The sequence below is a fragment of the Mesorhizobium sp. CNPSo 4688 genome, from assembly GCF_057784295.1.
The window spans coordinates 96,343-113,181 of sequence record NZ_JBWLUY010000018.1 but is presented as its reverse complement, the minus strand read 5'-3'; the positions used below and the strand labels follow the sequence as shown (position 1 = coordinate 113,181).

Genomic DNA, 16,839 nt, shown 5'->3' with positions numbered 1-16,839 from the left:
GACGATCATCCTGCCCGACGTGCCGGAAATCATCTCGCCGATCATCTACGCGCTGCCGATCCAGATGCTGGCCTATTACGCCGCCGTCTTCATGGGCACCGACGTCGACCAGCCGCGCAATCTGGCGAAATCGGTGACGGTGGAGTAGTCAGCGCTCATTGGCGGTCTTTAAAAACTTCGCAGTTCCAAAGCGCCGTTGGGTTCACTAATGTTGCGGTGCAACCCCGCGCTCCCGGTGAACCATGTCCGATGCTCCCAGAACTTCCGGCATGACCCGGCTGAGGAACTATTTCCTCACAGGCTTCATCGTCTGCGCGCCGCTGGCGATCACCGCCTATATCGCCTGGTCGTTCATCGGCTGGGTCGATTCCTGGGTAAAACCTTACATTCCCGCGCGCTACAGCCCCGATACTTATCTGCCGTTTCCGGTTCCGGGTTTCGGCCTGATCGTGGCGCTGATCCTGATCACGCTGATCGGCTTCATGACCGCCAACATCGTCGGCCGCGCCATCGTCAATTTCGGTGAGCGACTGCTGGGCCGCATGCCGCTGGTGCGCGGCATCTATGGTTCGCTGAAGCAGATTTTCCAGACGGTGCTGTCGAACAAGGGCGACATGTTCCGCCAGGTCGGGCTGGTCGAATATCCGCGCAAGGGCGTCTGGTCGCTTGTCTTCGTCGCCAGTGAGAAGGAAACCGAGATCAACCAGAAGCTCGACCAGGCAGGCGACCCGATGATCGCCGTCTTCATGCCATGCACTCCGAACCCGACCACCGGTTTCCTCATGTATGTGCTGAAATCCGACATCGTGCTGCTCGACATGACGATCGAGGACGGCGCCAGGCTGATCGTTTCGGCCGGGCTGGTAGCTCCCGAGGTCAAGCCGAAAATGGTGACGGTGAACGGTGAGCCGATCGACGGAGACCTCGCCAACCCGCCGATTGGCGCCCTGGCTCAGCCGGCGCGCAAAAGCCGAACAGCCTCATCGCGGCCGAACAAATAGAGCAACAGGCGTAGCGCTCCCCCACGCTCGGATTGCAGCTCCGGATCGCGCGACAGGACCAGCCTTGCATCGTCGCGGGCGGCTTCGAGCAGGTCGGCATGCGCCTCGATGCGCGCCACCTGAAAACCCGGCGTGCCGGACTGGCGGGTGCCGAGCAACTCGCCTTCGCCGCGCAGTTTCAGATCCTCCTCGGCGATCAGGAAACCGTCTTCGGTCTCGCGCATCACCGACAGCCGCCGCTTAGCCGTCTCGCCGAGCGGGTCCTTGTAGAGCAACACGCAGGAGGAGGGCTTGTCGCCGCGCCCGACGCGGCCACGCAGCTGATGCAGTTGCGCCAGGCCGAAGCGCTCGGCATGCTCGATGACCATGATCGTGGCATCCGGCACATCGACGCCGACTTCGATCACCGTGGTGGCGATCAGGATGCGGGTTTCGCCGACCTTGAAGGCGCGCATCGCCTCGTCCTTTTCCGCGCCCTTCATGCGGCCGTGAACAAGGCCGATGCGGTCGCCGAACAAGGGTTGCAGCGAGGCAAAACGGTCCTCGGCCGACATCAGCTTGATCTCTTCGGATTCCTCGACCAGTGGGCAGATCCAGTAGATTTTCTGGCCATCGGCCACCGCGTCGAGCATGCGTCCGACCAGTTCGTCGAGCCGTTCGAGCGGCAGCGTGACGGTGCGGATCGGCTGGCGGCCGACCGGCTTTTCCGTCAGCTTGGAGACGTCCATGTCGCCAAAAGCGGTCAGCACCAGAGTGCGCGGGATCGGAGTCGCCGTCATCACCAGCATGTCGGGCGCGTCGCCCTTGGCGGTGATGGCAAGCCGCTGGTGGACGCCGAAGCGGTGTTGCTCGTCGACGACGGCAAAGACGAGGTCGTGATAGGTCACCGTTTCCTGAAACAGCGCATGGGTGCCGACGACGATGTCGATGTCGCGGCTGGCGAGCCCCGCAAGGGTCTCCGTGCGCTCGCGGCCCTTCTCCCGGCCGGTCAGGATGGCGACACGCAGACCGGCCTGTTCGGCCAGCGGCGTGATCGTTGCCAGATGCTGGCGCGCCAGGATTTCGGTCGGCGCCATCAGCGCTGCCTGGCCGCCGGCCTCGACGGCGCGCGCCATGGCAAGCAGCGCCACCACCGTCTTGCCGGAGCCAACATCGCCCTGCAGCAGGCGCAGCATGCGTTCGGGGTCGGCGAGATCGGCGTTGATTTCGGCGAGTGCGAATTCCTGGCTGCCTGTCAATGAGTAGGGCAGGGCCGCGCGCAACTTCTCGACAATGCGACCGTCGCCGATCAGCGGCCGACCCGACAGCCGGCGCACTTTTGCCCGCACCAGCGCCAGCGACACCTGGCCGGCGAGCAACTCGTCATAGGCGAGGCGCCGCCATGCCGAGCCCTCGATGGCGACATCGATCGGATCCGCCGGATAGTGGATGCGGGCGAGCGCGTCAGCGAAGGCCGGGAAGGTCTGCTTGCGCATGAAGGCGCCGTCCTGCCATTCCGGCAATTCCGGCAGCCGTCCCAGCGCCTGGCCGATGGCGCGGCGCAGCACCTTTCCCGACAGGCCGGCGGTGAGCGGATAGACCGGCTCGACCAGCGGCAAGCTCTCCGTGTCGCCAGCCAGCGCGATATGGTCGGGATGGACCATGGTCGGGCGGCCGTTGAACCACTCCATGCGGCCGGAGACGGTGACATGTTCGCCCACCGGCATCGCCTTTTCGAGATAGGCAGCATGGGCGTGAAAGAAGGTCAGCCCGATCTCGCCGGTGTCGTCATGGGCATAGACGCGATAGGGCACCGAGCGGTTGCCACGCGGCGGCGGCTGGTGGCGATCGATGCGCACGTCGAGCGTGACAATGGCGCCGGCCGGCGCCAGCGCAATGCCGGGGCGATTGCGGCGGTCGATGACGGTGTGCGGCAGCACGAACAAAAGGTCGCCGGCGCGCGCCGGCCGATCGCCGAGATCGGCTGCCACCACCTTCTCAATCAGCGCGCCGACCTTTGGCCCGACGCCGGCAAGCGAGGTGATCGGGACGAACAAAGGGTCGAGGAGGGAGGGGCGCATGGCCTTACCCTCCCCCTTGTGGGGGTCCGTAGGACGGGCGAGACGCGTGGCTCGCCCCGGCAAGTCGATCCGCGAAGCGGAGCCGGGTGGGGGGCGGTGCGCGGCTAACTTTCGAGGAAGTCGGTAGGTCAGCGCCGCACCCCCACCCCGTCTCCCCCGCTTCGCCTTGCGAAGCGTGCTCGCCGACCCTCCCGACAAGGGGGAGGGTGAAGTGCCGGCGATATCCGCCAAGACAGAGGGGGGTGTTGTCAGGAGCGTTGGTCACGTGGGGATGTTTAGACGCCCACCCGGCCGTTGCAAGGCTGACACCGCCCTCTATCCACGCTATATGCGCCGCACCAAGCGAGGATGCGGTACGATGACCGGGACGAAACGATCGAGCGAGGGGCTGGATATCAGGCGTCGCAAGTTGTTGTTCCGCTCCTGGCATCGCGGCATGCGCGAGATGGACCTTATCCTCGGCACCTTTGCCGACAACGAGATCGGCGCCTTGACCGGCGACGAAATCGACCAATATGAAAGGCTCCTCGACATTCCCGACACCGAATTCCTGCCCATGGTCACCGGAGAAAGCCCGGTGCCGGCAGACATCGACTGTGCCGTCCTGCAAAAGATCCTGGCATCGCGCCGGACCATGACATTCTGAACAACGTGATTTCATGAGCCTCATCCCGAAAATCGGTCTGCCGAAAGGCCGGGCCGGCCAGTTCATCGTCGATGGCGTCGCCGACGGCTACGAAGCCTTTGCGCTGGTGCAGGCGATCCATGAGATCGCGCCCGACAAGCCCGTGCTGTTCGTGGCGCGCGACGGCCAGCGCCTGCCGGCGATCACGGACGCACTGACTTTCGCTTCGCCCGGCCTGCCGGTGCTGGAATTGCCGGCCTGGGACTGTCTGCCCTACGACCGGGTCTCGCCCGGTTCGGACGCCGCAGCCAAGCGGCTCGATGCACTGACGGCGATGATTGCGCTGGCGAAAAAGCCGCATCGCGCCGTCATCCTGACCACGGCCAATGCCCTGCTGCAGCGCATTCCGCCGGCAGAACTGGTCGAGGCGCAGACTTTCCACGCCAGGCCTGGCAATCAGATCGACATGAACGCGCTGGTTTCGCGGCTGGAGATTTCCGGCTTCGAGCGGGTGCCGACGGTGCGCGGCGTCGGCGAATTCGCGGTGCGCGGCGGCATCCTCGACCTCTACGCGCCCGGCTGGACGGAGGCGCTGCGCCTCGATTTCTTCGGCGACACGCTGGAATCGATCCGCGTCTTCGATGCCGCCACCCAGCGCACCACCGGCCAGCGCAAGTCGATGGCGCTGCAGGCGATGAGCGAAGTGGCGCTGACGCCCGAAACCATCAGCCGCTTCCGCCGCTCCTATATCGAAGCCTTTGGCGCGCCGCAGCGCGACGACGGGCTTTATGCGGCCGTGAGCGAGGGGCGGCGCTTTGCCGGCATGGAGCACTGGCTGCCGCTGTTCTACGAGCGGCTGGAGACGGTGTTCGACTATCTGCCGGATGCGCCCGTCATCTTCGACCATCTGGCGCATGAGGCGCTGGCCGAACGCCACACGCTGATTCTTGATCACTACGAGGCGCGCCGCAAACAGGCCGATGCCGCCTTGAAGGATGCCGTGCCCTACAAGCCGGTGGCGCCGGACTTGCTCTATCTCTCGCCAGAAAACCTGGTGGCGTCGCTCGGACCGCGCGAAGCCATTGACTTCACCGCTTTCGATGCGCCCGATGTCGGCGCCAAAAAGGTCTTCCATGGCGGTTCGCGCCATGGCCGCAGCTTTGCCGAGGAGCGCGCCGACCCCAACGCCAATGTCTTCGATGTTGTCGTGAAGCATATTGCCAACGAGCGCGCGGCGCGCCGCCGCGTCATTGTCGCCGGCTGGACCGAAGGCTCGCTTGACCGACTCGGCCAGATCCTGGCCGAACATCACCTCGGCAATCTGGTGCCGGTGGCGACGCTGGCCGAGGCGGAAAAACTCGAGCCGGGGCAGGCCGCACTTGCAGTGCTGCCATTGGAATCCGGCTTCGAGACCGTACAGCTGGTCGTCGTCGCCGAGCAGGACATTCTCGGCGATCGGCTGATCCGGCGCTCGAAGCGCAAGAAGCGCGCGTCCGACTTCATAGCCGAGGCCTCGTCGCTGTCGGCCGGCGACATCGTCGTCCACACCGACCACGGCATTGGCCGCTTCATCGGCCTGCGCACCATCGAGGCGGTCGGTGCGCCGCATGACTGTCTGGAAATCCACTATGCCGGCGACGACCGGCTGTTCTTGCCGGTGGAAAACATCGAGCTTCTGTCGCGCTACGGTTCAGATTCTGCCGAAGCGACGCTGGACAAGCTCGGCGGCGGCGCCTGGCAGTCGCGCAAGGCGCGGCTGAAGAAGCGCCTGCTCGACATGGCGGGGCAGCTGATCCGCATCGCCGCCGAACGGCAGATGCGCTCGGCCCCCGCCATGGTGCCCGCGGAAGGCCTCTATGGCGAGTTCTCGGCGCGCTTCCCCTATGAGGAGACCGACGACCAGCAGGGCGCCATCGATTCCGTCATGGACGATCTCGGCGCCGGCAAGCCGATGGACCGGCTGATCTGCGGTGATGTCGGCTTCGGCAAGACGGAAGTGGCGCTGCGCGCCGCCTTCATCGCGGCGATGGAAGGGTTCCAGGTCGCGGTCGTCGTGCCGACGACGCTTCTGTCGCGTCAGCATTTCAAGACGTTTTCGCAGCGCTTCTCCGGCCTGCCGATCCGCGTCGCCCAGGCCTCGCGGCTGGTCGGCGCCAAGGAACTGGCGGAAACCAAGAAAGGCATCGCCGAGGGCCAGGTCGACATCGTCATCGGCACTCATGCGCTGCTTGGGTCCGCAATCTCGTTCAAGAATCTCGGCCTGCTGATCATCGACGAGGAGCAGCATTTTGGCGTCAAGCACAAGGAGCGGCTGAAGGATCTCAAGACCGATGTCCATGTGCTGACGCTGTCGGCAACGCCGATCCCGCGCACCTTGCAGCTCGCCTTGACCGGCGTGCGCGAACTGTCGCTGATCGCCACGCCGCCGGTCGACCGCATGGCGGTGCGTACCTTCATCTCGCCCTTCGATCCGCTGGTCATCCGCGAGACGCTGCTGCGCGAACGCTACCGCGGCGGCCATTCCTTCTATGTCGTGCCGCGCATCAGCGATCTCGCCGAAATCCATGATTTCCTGCGGGAATCCGTGCCTGAGCTGAAAGTCGCGGTGGCCCACGGCCAGATGCCGCCCGGCGAGCTCGACGACATCATGAACGCCTTCTATGACGGCCAATACGATGTGCTTTTGTCGACGACCATTGTCGAATCCGGGCTGGATATCCCGACCGCCAACACGCTGATCATCCATCGCGCCGACATGTTCGGCCTGTCGCAGCTCTATCAGCTGCGCGGCCGTGTCGGCCGCTCCAAAGTGCGCGCCTACGCGCTGTTCACGCTCCCGGCCAACCGCAAGCTCACCGATACGGCCGAGCGCCGGCTGAAGGTGCTGCAGTCGCTGGACACGCTCGGCGCCGGCTTCCAGCTCGCCAGCCACGACCTCGATATCCGCGGCGCCGGCAATCTTCTGGGCGAAGAACAGTCCGGCCACATCAAGGAGGTCGGCTTCGAGCTCTACCAGCAGATGCTGGAGGAGGCTGTGGCCGAGGTAAAGGATTCCGGCGAGGTCCAGGATGGCGGCTGGTCGCCGCAGATCGCCGTCGGCACGGCTGTGATGATCCCGGAAAGCTATGTGCCCGACCTGCAGCTCAGGTTGGCGCTCTATCGCCGCCTTGGCGATCTCGAAAATACCGAGGAGATCGATGCCTTCGGCGCCGAACTGATCGACCGCTTCGGTCCGCTGCCGGAAGAGGTGAAGCATCTCTTGAAGATCGTCTTCATCAAGGCGCTCTGCCGCAAGGCCAATGTCGAAAAGCTGGATGCCGGGCCAAAGGGCGTCGTCATCCATTTCCGCAAGCGCGAATTCTCCAACCCGGTCGGGCTGGTCAAATACATCGGCGAGCAGGGCTCGCTGGCCAAGATCAGGGCCGATCACAGCGTGGTCTTCATCCGCGACTGGCCGACAGCCGAGAAGCGTCTGGCGGGCTCGGCGGTCGTCATGACGCAGCTGGCGCGGTTGGTCGAGAAGGCCGCCTAGCCCAGCTGGTGCATTCGCCAGCACTTGAATTCCGGTCTAGAATAGGAAATCGGCTTCGTGTATGGAGCCGCGATCCCCATATGGGGGTTGGAATGGCGGACAAAGCCCGCTGGAAAGAGCGTTTGGGTGCAGCGATGACGAAATGGTCGCCGAATTCTTGGAGAGCAAAGCCGATCAAGCAGGTTCCTGCCTATCCGGACCTTGCCGCGCTGAAGAACACGGAAGCCCAGCTCGCCACCTTTCCGCCGCTGGTTTTTGCCGGTGAGGCGCGCAAGCTGAAGAAGCAGCTTGCTTCTGTCGCTGCCGGTGACGCATTCCTCCTCCAGGGCGGCGATTGCGCCGAGAGTTTCGCCGAGCATGGCGCGGACAACATCCGCGACTTCTTCCGCGTCTTCCTGCAGATGTCGGTGGTGCTGACCTTCGCCGGTGCGCAGCCGGTGGTCAAGGTCGGCCGCGTCGCCGGCCAGTTCGCCAAGCCGCGCTCGTCCGACAACGAGACCAAGGGCGATGTGACGCTGCCCAGCTATCGCGGCGACATCATCAACGGCATCGAGTTCGATGCCAAGTCGCGCATTCCCGACCCGGCCCGCCAGGAAATGGCCTACCGCCAGTCGGCGGCAACGCTCAACCTGTTGCGCGCTTTCGCGCAGGGCGGCTATGCCAGCCTGGAGAATGTGCACAGCTGGATGCTCGGCTTCGTCTCCGACAGCCCGCAGGGCGAGAAGTATGGCAAGCTCGCCAACCGCATCACCGAGACGATGGACTTCATGCGCGCGGTCGGCATTACGTCCGAAACCAATTTCGCGCTGCGCGAGACCGATTTCTATACCAGTCACGAGGCGCTGCTGCTCGGCTATGAAGAGGCGCTGACCCGCGTCGATTCGACCTCGGGCGACTGGTACGCCACGTCGGGCCACATGATCTGGATCGGCGACCGCACGCGCCAGCCCGACCATGCGCATGTCGAATATTGCCGCGGCATCAAGAACCCGCTCGGCCTCAAATGCGGTCCCTCGCTGACGCCGGACGGCTTGCTGGAACTGATCGACCTGCTCAACCCGGAGAACGAGCCGGGCCGGCTGACGCTGATCGCCCGCTTCGGTTCCGACAAGGTCGCCGACCATCTGCCGAAGCTGGTGCGCGCGGTGCAGAAGGAAGGCCGCAGCGTGGTGTGGTCATCCGATCCGATGCACGGCAACACCATCGAGGCCGCCGGCTACAAGACGCGGCCGTTCGACCGCATCCTCAAGGAAGTGCAGACCTTCTTCGAGGTGCATCGCGCCGAAGGCACGCATCCAGGCGGCATCCATGTCGAAATGACCGGCAAGAATGTCACCGAATGTACCGGCGGGGCGCGTGCCATCACCGCCGAGGAGTTGCAGGACCGCTACCACACCCATTGCGACCCGCGCCTCAACGCCGACCAGGCGATCGAGCTGGCGTTCCTGGTCTCCGACCTGTTGAAGAAGAGCCATCCGGTCCAGCACAAGCAGGTAGCCAACGGTTGAACCTGTTTGCAGGCTGAAGAGAAAAAGCGCGGGCGAAATCCGGCGCTTTTTTGTTGATCAGCGGCCGCGTTCCCAACGCAGGCCGTTGAGCCGGGGATCATTGGCGAAAGCGGTTCTGGAAAACTCGATGCGCCTTTCCGGAAACTCACAGATCGCCTGCACGCCGAACGAGCCGAGCCGGATGCGCCAGGTATGCGGCTCCAGAGGCTTGGCCTTGGCAAAGCCGCGGCATGTCAGCAGCGCCACGTTGGCGCCTTTGGGATCACGCGCCGAGCGGTAGCGGATCGCTTCCAGCCCGGCCTCGCGCGTAACGTCGGCAATGGCCTGGCAGGCGGCATAGTCGATCGGATGCGTCCACTGAGCCTGGTCGCGGTCAAGCGGTGGCCGCGTCAAGTCGACGGCTTTGTGGGTGCGGATCGCCGCGGCGAAGGCGGTGTACTCGGCGGCGTCGTGCGGCCACGGCGTGTCGGGCGAATCGGCAAAGAACAGCAAGCGGTAGAAGGCCATTTCGGCGACGGCGGTCATGATCGTCTCCGCCGCGTAATAGACGCCCAGGGTGCGGCCGGCGCGGCGGAAGCGCGAGCCGTAAGGGTAGATCGAGCCGTAGCGAAAGGGCGTCGCCAGGAGATAGTGGAGATGCCGGCATTCCATGGGGATCTGCGGCTTGGTCTCCTCGATCAGATCCTCGATCAGCGCCTGTTCGTCCAGCGTGTCGACGATTTTCAGCGTCGAGACGCGGTGCTGCGCCTCGACCATGCGCCAGTATTTGCCGTCGAGCCGTACGGCTTCAGACGAGAGCGCGTCGGGAGTCCAGATAGGCAATGACATCGACAAGCCCGGTGATGGTGAGGATCTTTTCAAGCGGGCTGCCGTCGAACGCCGTGTTGGTGTTCTTGAGCCATGCCCGGGCGATCGCCTCGTCACCGCCTACAATGGCGTCGAGCGAACGGAACAGCCGCACGAACAGCACCGCCAGTTCGAACGGCTTGGTGCCGCGCTCGAGCAGGAATTCCTGCCTGCGCATGCGCGAAACCGTGGCTTCCGAGACGCCGATGATCGACGCCAGCGTCCTGGCCGTTATGTCCAGCAGCTCGGCAGCGCGCAGCGTGGCCTTGGTCAGAACCGCGTTTTCGGCCGTCTTTGCGGTGATATCGGGGGCGGCAGCATTGGGTTGTGAAACAGACATGGCCTCTCTCTTTCCATAGAAAATATAGGCCATGAAAATTCATATGGAAAGAGACCGTGCTAAATTTGTCCACGTCCGCGAATAGGCTGTGCGCCGAAGCGTCAGTCTTTCTTGTAGAGCAGCCAGTTCTTGCCAGTGCGGCCGGCCATTGTCGAATGCCTGGTGACGCGGTTGCGCCCGCCGACCTTGGAGCGGTAGAGCGCCCGATCCGCCTTGGTGTAGAGATCTTCCGGGCTTTCGGCCTCGGAAGCCATGCAGATGCCCATTGAAACGGTCACCGTGCCGTAATTGGTGCCGGTCTGGCTGCTGGTGAAGGGCGTCTGTTCGATCAGCACGCGGATGCGTTCGGCGATCTCGTAGGTGGTATCCTCGCTGGCGCCCTCGATGATCAGCGCGAATTCCTCGCCGCCGGTGCGGGCAACGAACATGTCTTCACGGATGCTGGTCTGGAAGATTTCGGCGATGATCTGGATGATCTTGTCACCGACCGGGTGGCCGTAGCGGTCGTTGATGTCCTTGAAATGGTCGATGTCGGCAAGAATCAGCGCGTTGAACAGGATGCCCCTGTTGGAGGTGTAAATCCCGGTGATTTGCTTGTCGAAGGCGCGGCGGTTCCAGATATGGGTCAAGGGATCGGTGTCGGCGAGCCGCTTGTACTCCTCGAGCTTCGACTTGACGCTCTCCAGTTCCGCGGTCTTGTCGCTGAGCGTGGTGGCAACCTGCCTGCCATGGTCGAGGGTCGAATTGGTGGCGACCGCCATGGCGTTGGCGACCTTCTGCAGCAGATCCTGTGAAAGCAGGCTGCGGTTGGCGAGGCCGCTCGACGTCTCGTCGAGGATCTTGCCGTATTTCTCGATATGGCTGCGTTCGCTTCGCAGCAGCAAGGCGATATCCTCGAGTTCCCTGGCCAGCACATCGCGCGCCTGCTCGACAATGCCTGGACCATGGTGCTGGGCAAAGAAGGCGCGGCCGATACGGTCGAGATCGTCCTGCGTCGGCCGGTTGCCGAGCGCCACGACGGCAAGGCTGAGTTCGCGATTGGTGCCGTTCAGCGCTTCGTAGAAGATCTCGTAGTTGCGCGGCAAACCAAGCACGCCGAGCTGGCGCATGGTCGTCACAACAGCTGTTGCAATGTCGCTGTTTCGGTCGGTCTGGGCGGCTGCCGGCTGCATGTTCTGTTCACTCTACCCCTGGGAACCATCGCAGACTTGCGCGTGCGAGATGTCGCCGACCGGGGGAGAACCAGCCGTATTTCGGATCATCTTACCAAGGACGCGTCCCCATCGCGGCCTTCGCTTGGCAACGACCATAAATGCGCTGGCGCTAAAGTTTCCTTAATGTGCCGCTAGGTAACGCGACTATTCTACTTCAGGCTGCAGGGGAGAAGCGCGAACACGCCAATATCGTGTCGCATTTGCTCGTACCTGGCCGCCGCAAAACTGAAATCCTCTCCGGTGGCGGTGAAGCCGTGAACGATGGCCAGTGGAGGGCAGGGATGAGTGATATCAGCAGCGGATCTTGCCTGTGCGGGGCGGTGCGTTTCCAGACGCGAGGGCCGCTGCGCGGCGTGATCTATTGCCACTGCTCGCAGTGCCGCAAGCAGAGCGGGCATTTTTACGCCGCAACCAACGTCGTCGATGACAACATCACCGTAACAGGGTCTGAGAATATCACCTGGTACGAAGCATCTTCGTTTGCCCGGCGCGGCTTTTGCAAGACATGTGGCTCGGTGCTGTTCTGGAAGCCGGGCCAGGATGCCTACGTCTCGGTTCTGGCCGGGTCGTTCGATGGGCCGACCGGGCTCGAGGGCGAATGCCATATCTTCGTCGGCGACAAGGGCGATTACTATACGATCGACGATGGGCTGCCGCAGTTCGAGAGGTCGACGCCGACCATCAAGGTTGCGGACGAATGATTTTGGTATGGCTGCCTTATTCCCTTGATCCAGCCATTGCGATATCCCCTGCCGGTGATTCGAAGGGGATGCGCGGGCAATGCAGCGGCTGATCGATGCTTTCTTCAATTCGGTGCGGGCTTTTCGCAAGCTCGCAGCCAGCGAAAAGGCGTTCCAGCAGGAACTGATGCTGCTCGTGCTCGCCTTGCCGCTCGGCTGGTTCGTCTCGGTGTCGTGGCGGGGCTATGCGCTGCTGATCGGCGCCGTGCTGCTTTTGATCATGGTCGAGGTGCTGAACACCGGCATCGAGGCTGCCTGCGATGCCTTCAGCCGCGAGTTCAACGTCGACATCCAGCTTGCCAAGGATTGCGGCTCGCTGGCGGTGCTGATTTCGGTGATCATCGTCGCCGGCGTCTGGGGCATCGCCATCATCGAGCGCATCACAGGACTACCGATCTAGAACCTGCGTTCCTATCTGTCAGTCACTAAAGGAGACTGACGTTGAGCGAAGCCGCCAATTCCCTCTTGCTTGAACGTGCCGGCCTGCCGGACGATTTGCGCTGGCTGGCGCAGAAATACCCGCGCGAAAACTGGCAGGGTCACGCCAACATCCATGGCCTCGCCAATATGTGGCTTCAGCGGCACGACATGTTCCGCGATTTCGGCGGCATGCTGACCAATGGCATTGGCGACTATCGCGAAGGTCGGCTGACGGCGCCGGATTTCGCGCGCTGGTTCGCGCCGCGGCTCAACCATTTCCTCGGCAATCTCGACGGCCACCACAATGTCGAGGACTATCAATATTTCCCGGCTTTCGCCAAGGCCGAGCCGCGCCTGAAGCGGGGCTTTGACATACTCGATGCCGATCACCACACCATCCATGACGGGCTGGAGCGCAATGCCGAGACCGCGAACGCCTTCATCCGCACGCTCGAGGAGAGCGAGGACAAACAGCGCTTCGCCGCCGATGCCTATGCCGACGAGAACAGCCGGCTGATCGCCATGCTGAAACGGCATCTTGCCGACGAGGAGGATTTGATCATCCCGCTGATCCTCGACCGCGGCGACCGCGCTTTGGTCGAGGACGACGACTGAGCTTCAGCCGGCTTCGCTCTCGCGAGCGTCCTTGGCGCGCTCCTTGCCGGCGACGGTGCGGGCGATGAGCCAGGCAAGGATGGCGACGGCGAGCCCAATGCCGAGGGCGATCAGCAACCTTTCGTGATGGAGCAGTGCCTTGCCGACCATCTGCTCGGCGCCGAGGCCGAAGACATAGCCTATGCCGCAGAACAAGGCCGCCCAGACCAGCGACGAGATGGCGTTGAGGATGACGAAGCGCGGCACCGATATGCTGGCGAAGCCGGCGGCGATGCCGCCGACCAGGCGCAGGCCGTAGATGTAGCGGTTGGACAGCACGAAGATGTTGGGGTGCGACGAGACGAGGCGGTAGGCATGGTTGAAGCCGGGCCGCGCCTTCAGTTTCAGAACCCTGGGATGATCGGCGAAGCTGCGGCCGAGGACAAAGAAAAACGTGTCGCCGACGAAGGCGCCAATGGCGGCCGCGAGGAAAGCCTTCCAAGGGACGAAGACATGCTGGTGGGCGAAGAAGCCGCCAAGGATGGCCGCACTTTCGCCTTCGGCGACACAGCCGAGGAAAACCGCGATAAGCCCATATTGCTCGATGAGGTGATGGACGATCCCGGTCATTGAGACGTTTGCCGGCCCGACAGTTTTTCGTCGATGCGGCTCATCTGTTCGGCCAGGCGCGCTATGTCCTCGCGCACGCCGATGATCTGGCTGTGGCGCAGTTCGTCCAGCTTTTCATGCAGCGCCATGATCTCGATCTCGGCCTTGAGATTGACCTCATAGTCGTGCGCGGCGTCGATGCGGTCGCGCGCGGCCTGGCGGTTCTGCGACATCATGATCACCGGCGCCTGCAGGGCGGCGATCATCGACAGGACGAGATTGAGGAAGATGAACGGGTAGGGGTCGAACGAATCTCGCCCCAGCAGCCACCAATTGGCGCCGATCCAGAGAACCAGGAAGGCGATGAAGGACAGGATGAACGTCCACGAACCGCCGACGCGGGCAATGGCATCGGCGATCCGGTCGCCGGCCCCCTGAAGCCCGGCGAGACTGTCGTTGATGTCCTGCGAGATCGGCTTGCGGTCGACGGTGCTTTGCAAGACCCGCCGCTCAAGCTCGCTGAGGGTCTCAGGCGTTCGCCTCAGCCAGCGGTCGGCCAGTTCGGGCACGGTCTTATGCATGGTCGCCTCCATGGTCAGCGTCTGGCCTAGACCTAGAGGCTACCGGTGCGCACGGGAAGTGGTAGATTGCCGCGTCCATCCATACTGAAGCAGGGCGGCAATGGCAGACTTCCAGAAGATTCGTGCCCGTGCCGCAAAACGCAAAGGCGGCGACGCCGTGCTGACGTCGCTGCTCGGGCCTTCGCCTGATAACGCCGCCGTGGCCAGAATCACCGATGACCGCATCCTGTCGACGATGGCCGAGCGGGTGTTTGCCGCGGGCTTCGTCTGGCGCGTCATCGAGCAGAAATGGCCGGGTTTCGAGGAAGCGTTCCTGCAGTTCGAGCCGAAGCGACTGTTGTTCCAGCCCGACGATTTCTGGCACGATCTGACGGCCGACAAGCGCATCGTGCGCAATCCGCAGAAGATCAAATCGGTGCGCGACAACGCCGCCTTCGTCGAGCGCGTGTCGAAGGAGCATGGCGGCTTCGGCAAGTTCCTGGCCGAGTGGCCCGCCGACGACCAGGTCGGGCTGATGGCGTATCTCGGCAAGCATGGCAGCCGGCTCGGCGGCAACACCGGCCAATATTTCCTGCGCTGGCTGGAATGGGATGCTTTCGTCATCTCGGCCGATATGGCGGCCGCCATGCGCGACGCCGGCCTCGACATCGCCGAAAGCCCGACGTCGAAGAGGGATCTCGACAAGATCCAGGCGCAGATCAACAAATGGGCACAGGAAACTGGCCTGCCGCGCCGGCACATCTCGCGCATCCTGGCGATGTCGATCGGCGAGAACCATTCGCCGGAGGCGCTGCGCGAATATATGGGCGAGTAGGGCTGTCGCCCCTCAGGACACGATCGAACTCGATCGGTCTGGATTGGTCCAAACGAACGCCATTGCCGGGGCAATTTTGCCGCGCTAAACCGCAGGCATGACCAAGAAGACCGCTCCCGATATTCTGCGCATCGCTGTCGCCCAGCTCAACCCGACAGTCGGCGATGTCGCCGGCAATCTTGCCAAGGCGCGCGAGGCGAGGGCGGATGCGGCCCGCCAGGGCGCCGACATCGTGCTCTTCACCGAGCTTTTCCTTGCCGGTTATCCGCCCGAGGATCTGGTGCTGAAGCCGGCCTTCCTCAAGGTTTGCGAAAAGGCTGCGCAAGACTTCGCCAACGACACCGCCGATGGCGGGCCGGGCGTCATTATCGGGACGCCGCTGAAGCGCAAGAGCGGCACCCACAATTCGATCATCTTCGCCGATGGCGGCAAGATCCTGGCCGAGCGCTACAAGCTCGATTTGCCCAACTATGGTGAGTTCGACGAGAAGCGGGTCTTCCAGGCCGGACCCGAGGCTCAGGGACCGGTCAACTTCCGTGGTGTGCGCATCGGAATTCCGATCTGCGAGGACATCTGGGGCGACGTCGGCATCTGTGAAACCCTGGCTGAAAGCGGAGCGGAAATCCTGCTGGTGCCGAACGGCTCGCCCTACTACCGCGCCAAGATGGACGTGCGCCATCAGGTCGTTATCCGCCAGGTCATCGAAACCGGTTTGCCGATGATCTATGCCAATCAGATCGGCGGCCAGGACGAGTTGATCTTCGACGGCGCTTCTTTTGCGATCGGCGCCGACAAGACGCTGGCTTTCCAGATGAGCCAGTTTGAGGAGACTGTCGACGTCACCACCTGGAAGCGCACGGATGCTGGCTGGGTCTGCTCGGAAGGGCCGATGTCGAAAATACCCGAGCGCGAGGAAGCGGACTACCGCGCCTGCATGCTGGGCCTGCGCGATTACGTCAACAAAAACGGCTTCAAGAACGTCGTGCTCGGCCTGTCCGGCGGTATCGATTCGGCGATCTGCGCCGCATTGGCCGTTGATGCGCTCGGCGAGGAGCGGCTACGCGCGGTGATGATGCCCTACCGCTATACCTCGAAGGATTCGCTGAAGGACGCCGAGGACTGCGCCCGCGCGCTCGGCTGCCGCTATGACATCGTGCCGATCTTCGAGCCGGTCGAAGGGTTCCTGCACACGCTGACGCAGCTTTTCGAGGGCACCAAGGAAGGCATTACCGAGGAAAACCTGCAAAGCCGCGCGCGCGGCACCATCCTGATGGCGATTTCCAACAAGTTCGGCTCGATGGTGGTCACCACCGGCAACAAGAGCGAGATGTCGGTCGGCTACGCCACGCTTTATGGCGACATGAACGGCGGCTTCAATCCCATAAAAGACCTCTACAAGATGCAGGTCTATGCGCTGTCGCGCTGGCGCAACAGCCATCTGCCGCCGGGCGCGCTCGGGCCTTCCGGCGAAGTGATTCCGAAGAACATCATCGACAAGGCGCCGTCGGCGGAACTGCGCGAGAACCAGACCGACCAGGATTCGCTGCCGCCCTATCCGGTGCTGGACGACATTCTGGAATGCCTGGTCGAAAACGAGATGGGTGTCGACGACATCGTCGCGCGCGGTCATGACCGGGCGACAGTGACGCGCGTCGAACATTTGCTTTACATAGCTGAGTACAAGCGTCGCCAGGCAGCACCGGGTGTGAAGATCACCCGGAAGAACTTTGGCCGCGATCGCCGTTATCCCATCACCAACCGTTTCAGGGATCGCGGCTAAAATCCTGATTTCATTCGAGAGCCTTGGGGAGGAGCAGGGGCGGCATCACTTCAGCGACCCGATGGCGGTCGATTTGGTCAACTTCAAATCCGGCACCGACGTTACGATCGCGACCGCCGACCAGAAGGCTTATTCGGTGGTGCCGTGACAGTCCTCCATATCTGTTGTTGCAAAA

16 protein-coding genes are annotated in these 16,839 nt (G+C 63.3%); 10 read left to right on the top strand and 6 right to left on the bottom strand.

The window, feature by feature from the left end:
* The first annotated feature begins 242 nt into the window (after positions 1–242).
* Positions 243–1,001, top strand: coding sequence for a DUF502 domain-containing protein (locus tag AC04SH_RS28235; RefSeq protein ID WP_488577439.1), 759 nt, complete (start codon positions 243–245; stop codon positions 999–1,001).
* On the opposite strand, the gene recG is transcribed toward AC04SH_RS28235, so the two are convergent.
* The gene (gene recG / locus AC04SH_RS28230; protein WP_488577438.1) at positions 953–3,061 is read right to left on the bottom strand and encodes an ATP-dependent DNA helicase RecG; all 2,109 of its coding nucleotides are present in this window, start codon (positions 3,059–3,061) and stop codon (positions 953–955) included. The two genes, AC04SH_RS28235 and recG, sit on opposite strands and share 49 nt — an antisense overlap.
* A gap of 358 nt (positions 3,062–3,419) precedes the next feature.
* Between recG and AC04SH_RS28225 the strand changes: the two genes are divergently transcribed.
* The 3 genes from AC04SH_RS28225 to AC04SH_RS28215 all read left to right on the top strand — a co-directional run bounded on the left by AC04SH_RS28225 (position 3,420) and on the right by AC04SH_RS28215 (position 8,726).
* Positions 3,420–3,707, top strand: coding sequence for an FAD assembly factor SdhE (locus tag AC04SH_RS28225; protein ID WP_488577437.1), 288 nt, complete (start codon positions 3,420–3,422; stop codon positions 3,705–3,707).
* Positions 3,708–3,720: 13 nt separating this feature from the next.
* Positions 3,721–7,218: a transcription-repair coupling factor gene (mfd, locus tag AC04SH_RS28220; RefSeq protein ID WP_488577436.1), complete on the top strand. Its 3,498-nt coding sequence runs from the start codon at positions 3,721–3,723 to the stop codon at positions 7,216–7,218.
* A 134-nt stretch (positions 7,219–7,352) separates the two neighbouring features.
* A complete protein-coding gene (locus AC04SH_RS28215) occupies positions 7,353–8,726 on the top strand; it encodes a class II 3-deoxy-7-phosphoheptulonate synthase (RefSeq protein ID WP_488577441.1) in 1,374 nt (457 codons plus the stop codon).
* A 57-nt stretch (positions 8,727–8,783) separates the two neighbouring features.
* On the opposite strand, the gene AC04SH_RS28210 is transcribed toward AC04SH_RS28215, so the two are convergent.
* The 3 genes from AC04SH_RS28210 to AC04SH_RS28200 form a co-directional block, all read right to left on the bottom strand.
* Complete coding sequence (locus tag AC04SH_RS28210; protein WP_477341647.1) at positions 8,784–9,554, bottom strand: RES family NAD+ phosphorylase; 771 nt, start codon at positions 9,552–9,554, stop codon at positions 8,784–8,786.
* The gene (locus AC04SH_RS28205) at positions 9,514–9,912 is read right to left on the bottom strand and encodes an antitoxin Xre/MbcA/ParS toxin-binding domain-containing protein (RefSeq protein ID WP_488577435.1); all 399 of its coding nucleotides are present in this window, start codon (positions 9,910–9,912) and stop codon (positions 9,514–9,516) included. Before AC04SH_RS28205 ends, AC04SH_RS28210 begins: the two co-directional genes overlap by 41 nt.
* Before the next feature lie 101 nt (positions 9,913–10,013).
* Complete coding sequence (locus AC04SH_RS28200) at positions 10,014–11,084, bottom strand: GGDEF domain-containing protein (protein ID WP_488577434.1); 1,071 nt, start codon at positions 11,082–11,084, stop codon at positions 10,014–10,016.
* A gap of 323 nt (positions 11,085–11,407) precedes the next feature.
* On the opposite strand from AC04SH_RS28200, the gene AC04SH_RS28195 reads away from it, so the two are divergent.
* The 3 genes from AC04SH_RS28195 to AC04SH_RS28185 all read left to right on the top strand — a co-directional run bounded on the left by AC04SH_RS28195 (position 11,408) and on the right by AC04SH_RS28185 (position 12,901).
* Positions 11,408–11,827: a GFA family protein gene (locus AC04SH_RS28195; protein ID WP_488577433.1), complete on the top strand. Its 420-nt coding sequence runs from the start codon at positions 11,408–11,410 to the stop codon at positions 11,825–11,827.
* A 79-nt stretch (positions 11,828–11,906) separates the two neighbouring features.
* Entirely contained in the window at positions 11,907–12,266 is a 360-nt protein-coding gene (locus AC04SH_RS28190) for a diacylglycerol kinase (protein WP_112392261.1), read from the top strand.
* A 41-nt stretch (positions 12,267–12,307) separates the two neighbouring features.
* Positions 12,308–12,901, top strand: coding sequence for a hemerythrin domain-containing protein (locus AC04SH_RS28185; RefSeq protein ID WP_488577432.1), 594 nt, complete (start codon positions 12,308–12,310; stop codon positions 12,899–12,901).
* A gap of 3 nt (positions 12,902–12,904) precedes the next feature.
* On the opposite strand, the gene AC04SH_RS28180 is transcribed toward AC04SH_RS28185, so the two are convergent.
* Complete coding sequence (locus AC04SH_RS28180) at positions 12,905–13,510, bottom strand: DedA family protein (RefSeq protein WP_352585870.1); 606 nt, start codon at positions 13,508–13,510, stop codon at positions 12,905–12,907.
* Positions 13,507–14,070, bottom strand: a complete 564-nt coding sequence (locus AC04SH_RS28175) for a DUF1003 domain-containing protein (RefSeq protein ID WP_477341638.1) — start codon at positions 14,068–14,070, stop codon at positions 13,507–13,509. Before AC04SH_RS28175 ends, AC04SH_RS28180 begins: the two co-directional genes overlap by 4 nt.
* A 100-nt stretch (positions 14,071–14,170) precedes the next feature.
* On the opposite strand from AC04SH_RS28175, the gene AC04SH_RS28170 reads away from it, so the two are divergent.
* The 3 genes from AC04SH_RS28170 (at position 14,171) to AC04SH_RS28160 (ending at position 16,812) form a co-directional block, all read left to right on the top strand.
* A complete protein-coding gene (locus AC04SH_RS28170; RefSeq protein WP_488577431.1) occupies positions 14,171–14,884 on the top strand; it encodes a DNA-3-methyladenine glycosylase I in 714 nt (237 codons plus the stop codon).
* A gap of 97 nt (positions 14,885–14,981) precedes the next feature.
* Entirely contained in the window at positions 14,982–16,664 is a 1,683-nt protein-coding gene (locus tag AC04SH_RS28165) for an NAD+ synthase (protein WP_488577430.1), read from the top strand.
* On the top strand, positions 16,612–16,812 hold the full coding sequence (locus AC04SH_RS28160; protein WP_488577429.1) for a hypothetical protein: 201 nt from the start codon (positions 16,612–16,614) through the stop codon (positions 16,810–16,812). Before AC04SH_RS28165 ends, AC04SH_RS28160 begins: the two co-directional genes overlap by 53 nt.
* The last annotated feature ends 27 nt before the right edge of the window (positions 16,813–16,839 follow it).

What these genes read in the sequence shown, in the direction of transcription:
- AC04SH_RS28235 (WP_488577439.1), top strand. Translation starts at nt 243, where the DNA reads ATGTCCGATGCTCCCAGAACTTCCGGCATGACCCGGCTGAGGAACTAT.
- recG (WP_488577438.1), bottom strand. Translation starts at nt 3,061, where the DNA reads ATGCGCCCCTCCCTCCTCGACCCTTTGTTCGTCCCGATCACCTCGCTT.
- AC04SH_RS28225 (WP_488577437.1), top strand. Translation starts at nt 3,420, where the DNA reads ATGACCGGGACGAAACGATCGAGCGAGGGGCTGGATATCAGGCGTCGC.
- mfd (WP_488577436.1), top strand. Translation starts at nt 3,721, where the DNA reads ATGAGCCTCATCCCGAAAATCGGTCTGCCGAAAGGCCGGGCCGGCCAG.
- AC04SH_RS28215 (WP_488577441.1), top strand. Translation starts at nt 7,353, where the DNA reads ATGACGAAATGGTCGCCGAATTCTTGGAGAGCAAAGCCGATCAAGCAG.
- AC04SH_RS28210 (WP_477341647.1), bottom strand. Translation starts at nt 9,554, where the DNA reads ATGTCATTGCCTATCTGGACTCCCGACGCGCTCTCGTCTGAAGCCGTA.
- AC04SH_RS28205 (WP_488577435.1), bottom strand. Translation starts at nt 9,912, where the DNA reads ATGTCTGTTTCACAACCCAATGCTGCCGCCCCCGATATCACCGCAAAG.
- AC04SH_RS28200 (WP_488577434.1), bottom strand. Translation starts at nt 11,084, where the DNA reads ATGCAGCCGGCAGCCGCCCAGACCGACCGAAACAGCGACATTGCAACA.
- AC04SH_RS28195 (WP_488577433.1), top strand. Translation starts at nt 11,408, where the DNA reads ATGAGTGATATCAGCAGCGGATCTTGCCTGTGCGGGGCGGTGCGTTTC.
- AC04SH_RS28190 (WP_112392261.1), top strand. Translation starts at nt 11,907, where the DNA reads ATGCAGCGGCTGATCGATGCTTTCTTCAATTCGGTGCGGGCTTTTCGC.
- AC04SH_RS28180 (WP_352585870.1), bottom strand. Translation starts at nt 13,510, where the DNA reads ATGACCGGGATCGTCCATCACCTCATCGAGCAATATGGGCTTATCGCG.
- AC04SH_RS28175 (WP_477341638.1), bottom strand. Translation starts at nt 14,070, where the DNA reads ATGCATAAGACCGTGCCCGAACTGGCCGACCGCTGGCTGAGGCGAACG.
- AC04SH_RS28170 (WP_488577431.1), top strand. Translation starts at nt 14,171, where the DNA reads ATGGCAGACTTCCAGAAGATTCGTGCCCGTGCCGCAAAACGCAAAGGC.
- AC04SH_RS28165 (WP_488577430.1), top strand. Translation starts at nt 14,982, where the DNA reads ATGACCAAGAAGACCGCTCCCGATATTCTGCGCATCGCTGTCGCCCAG.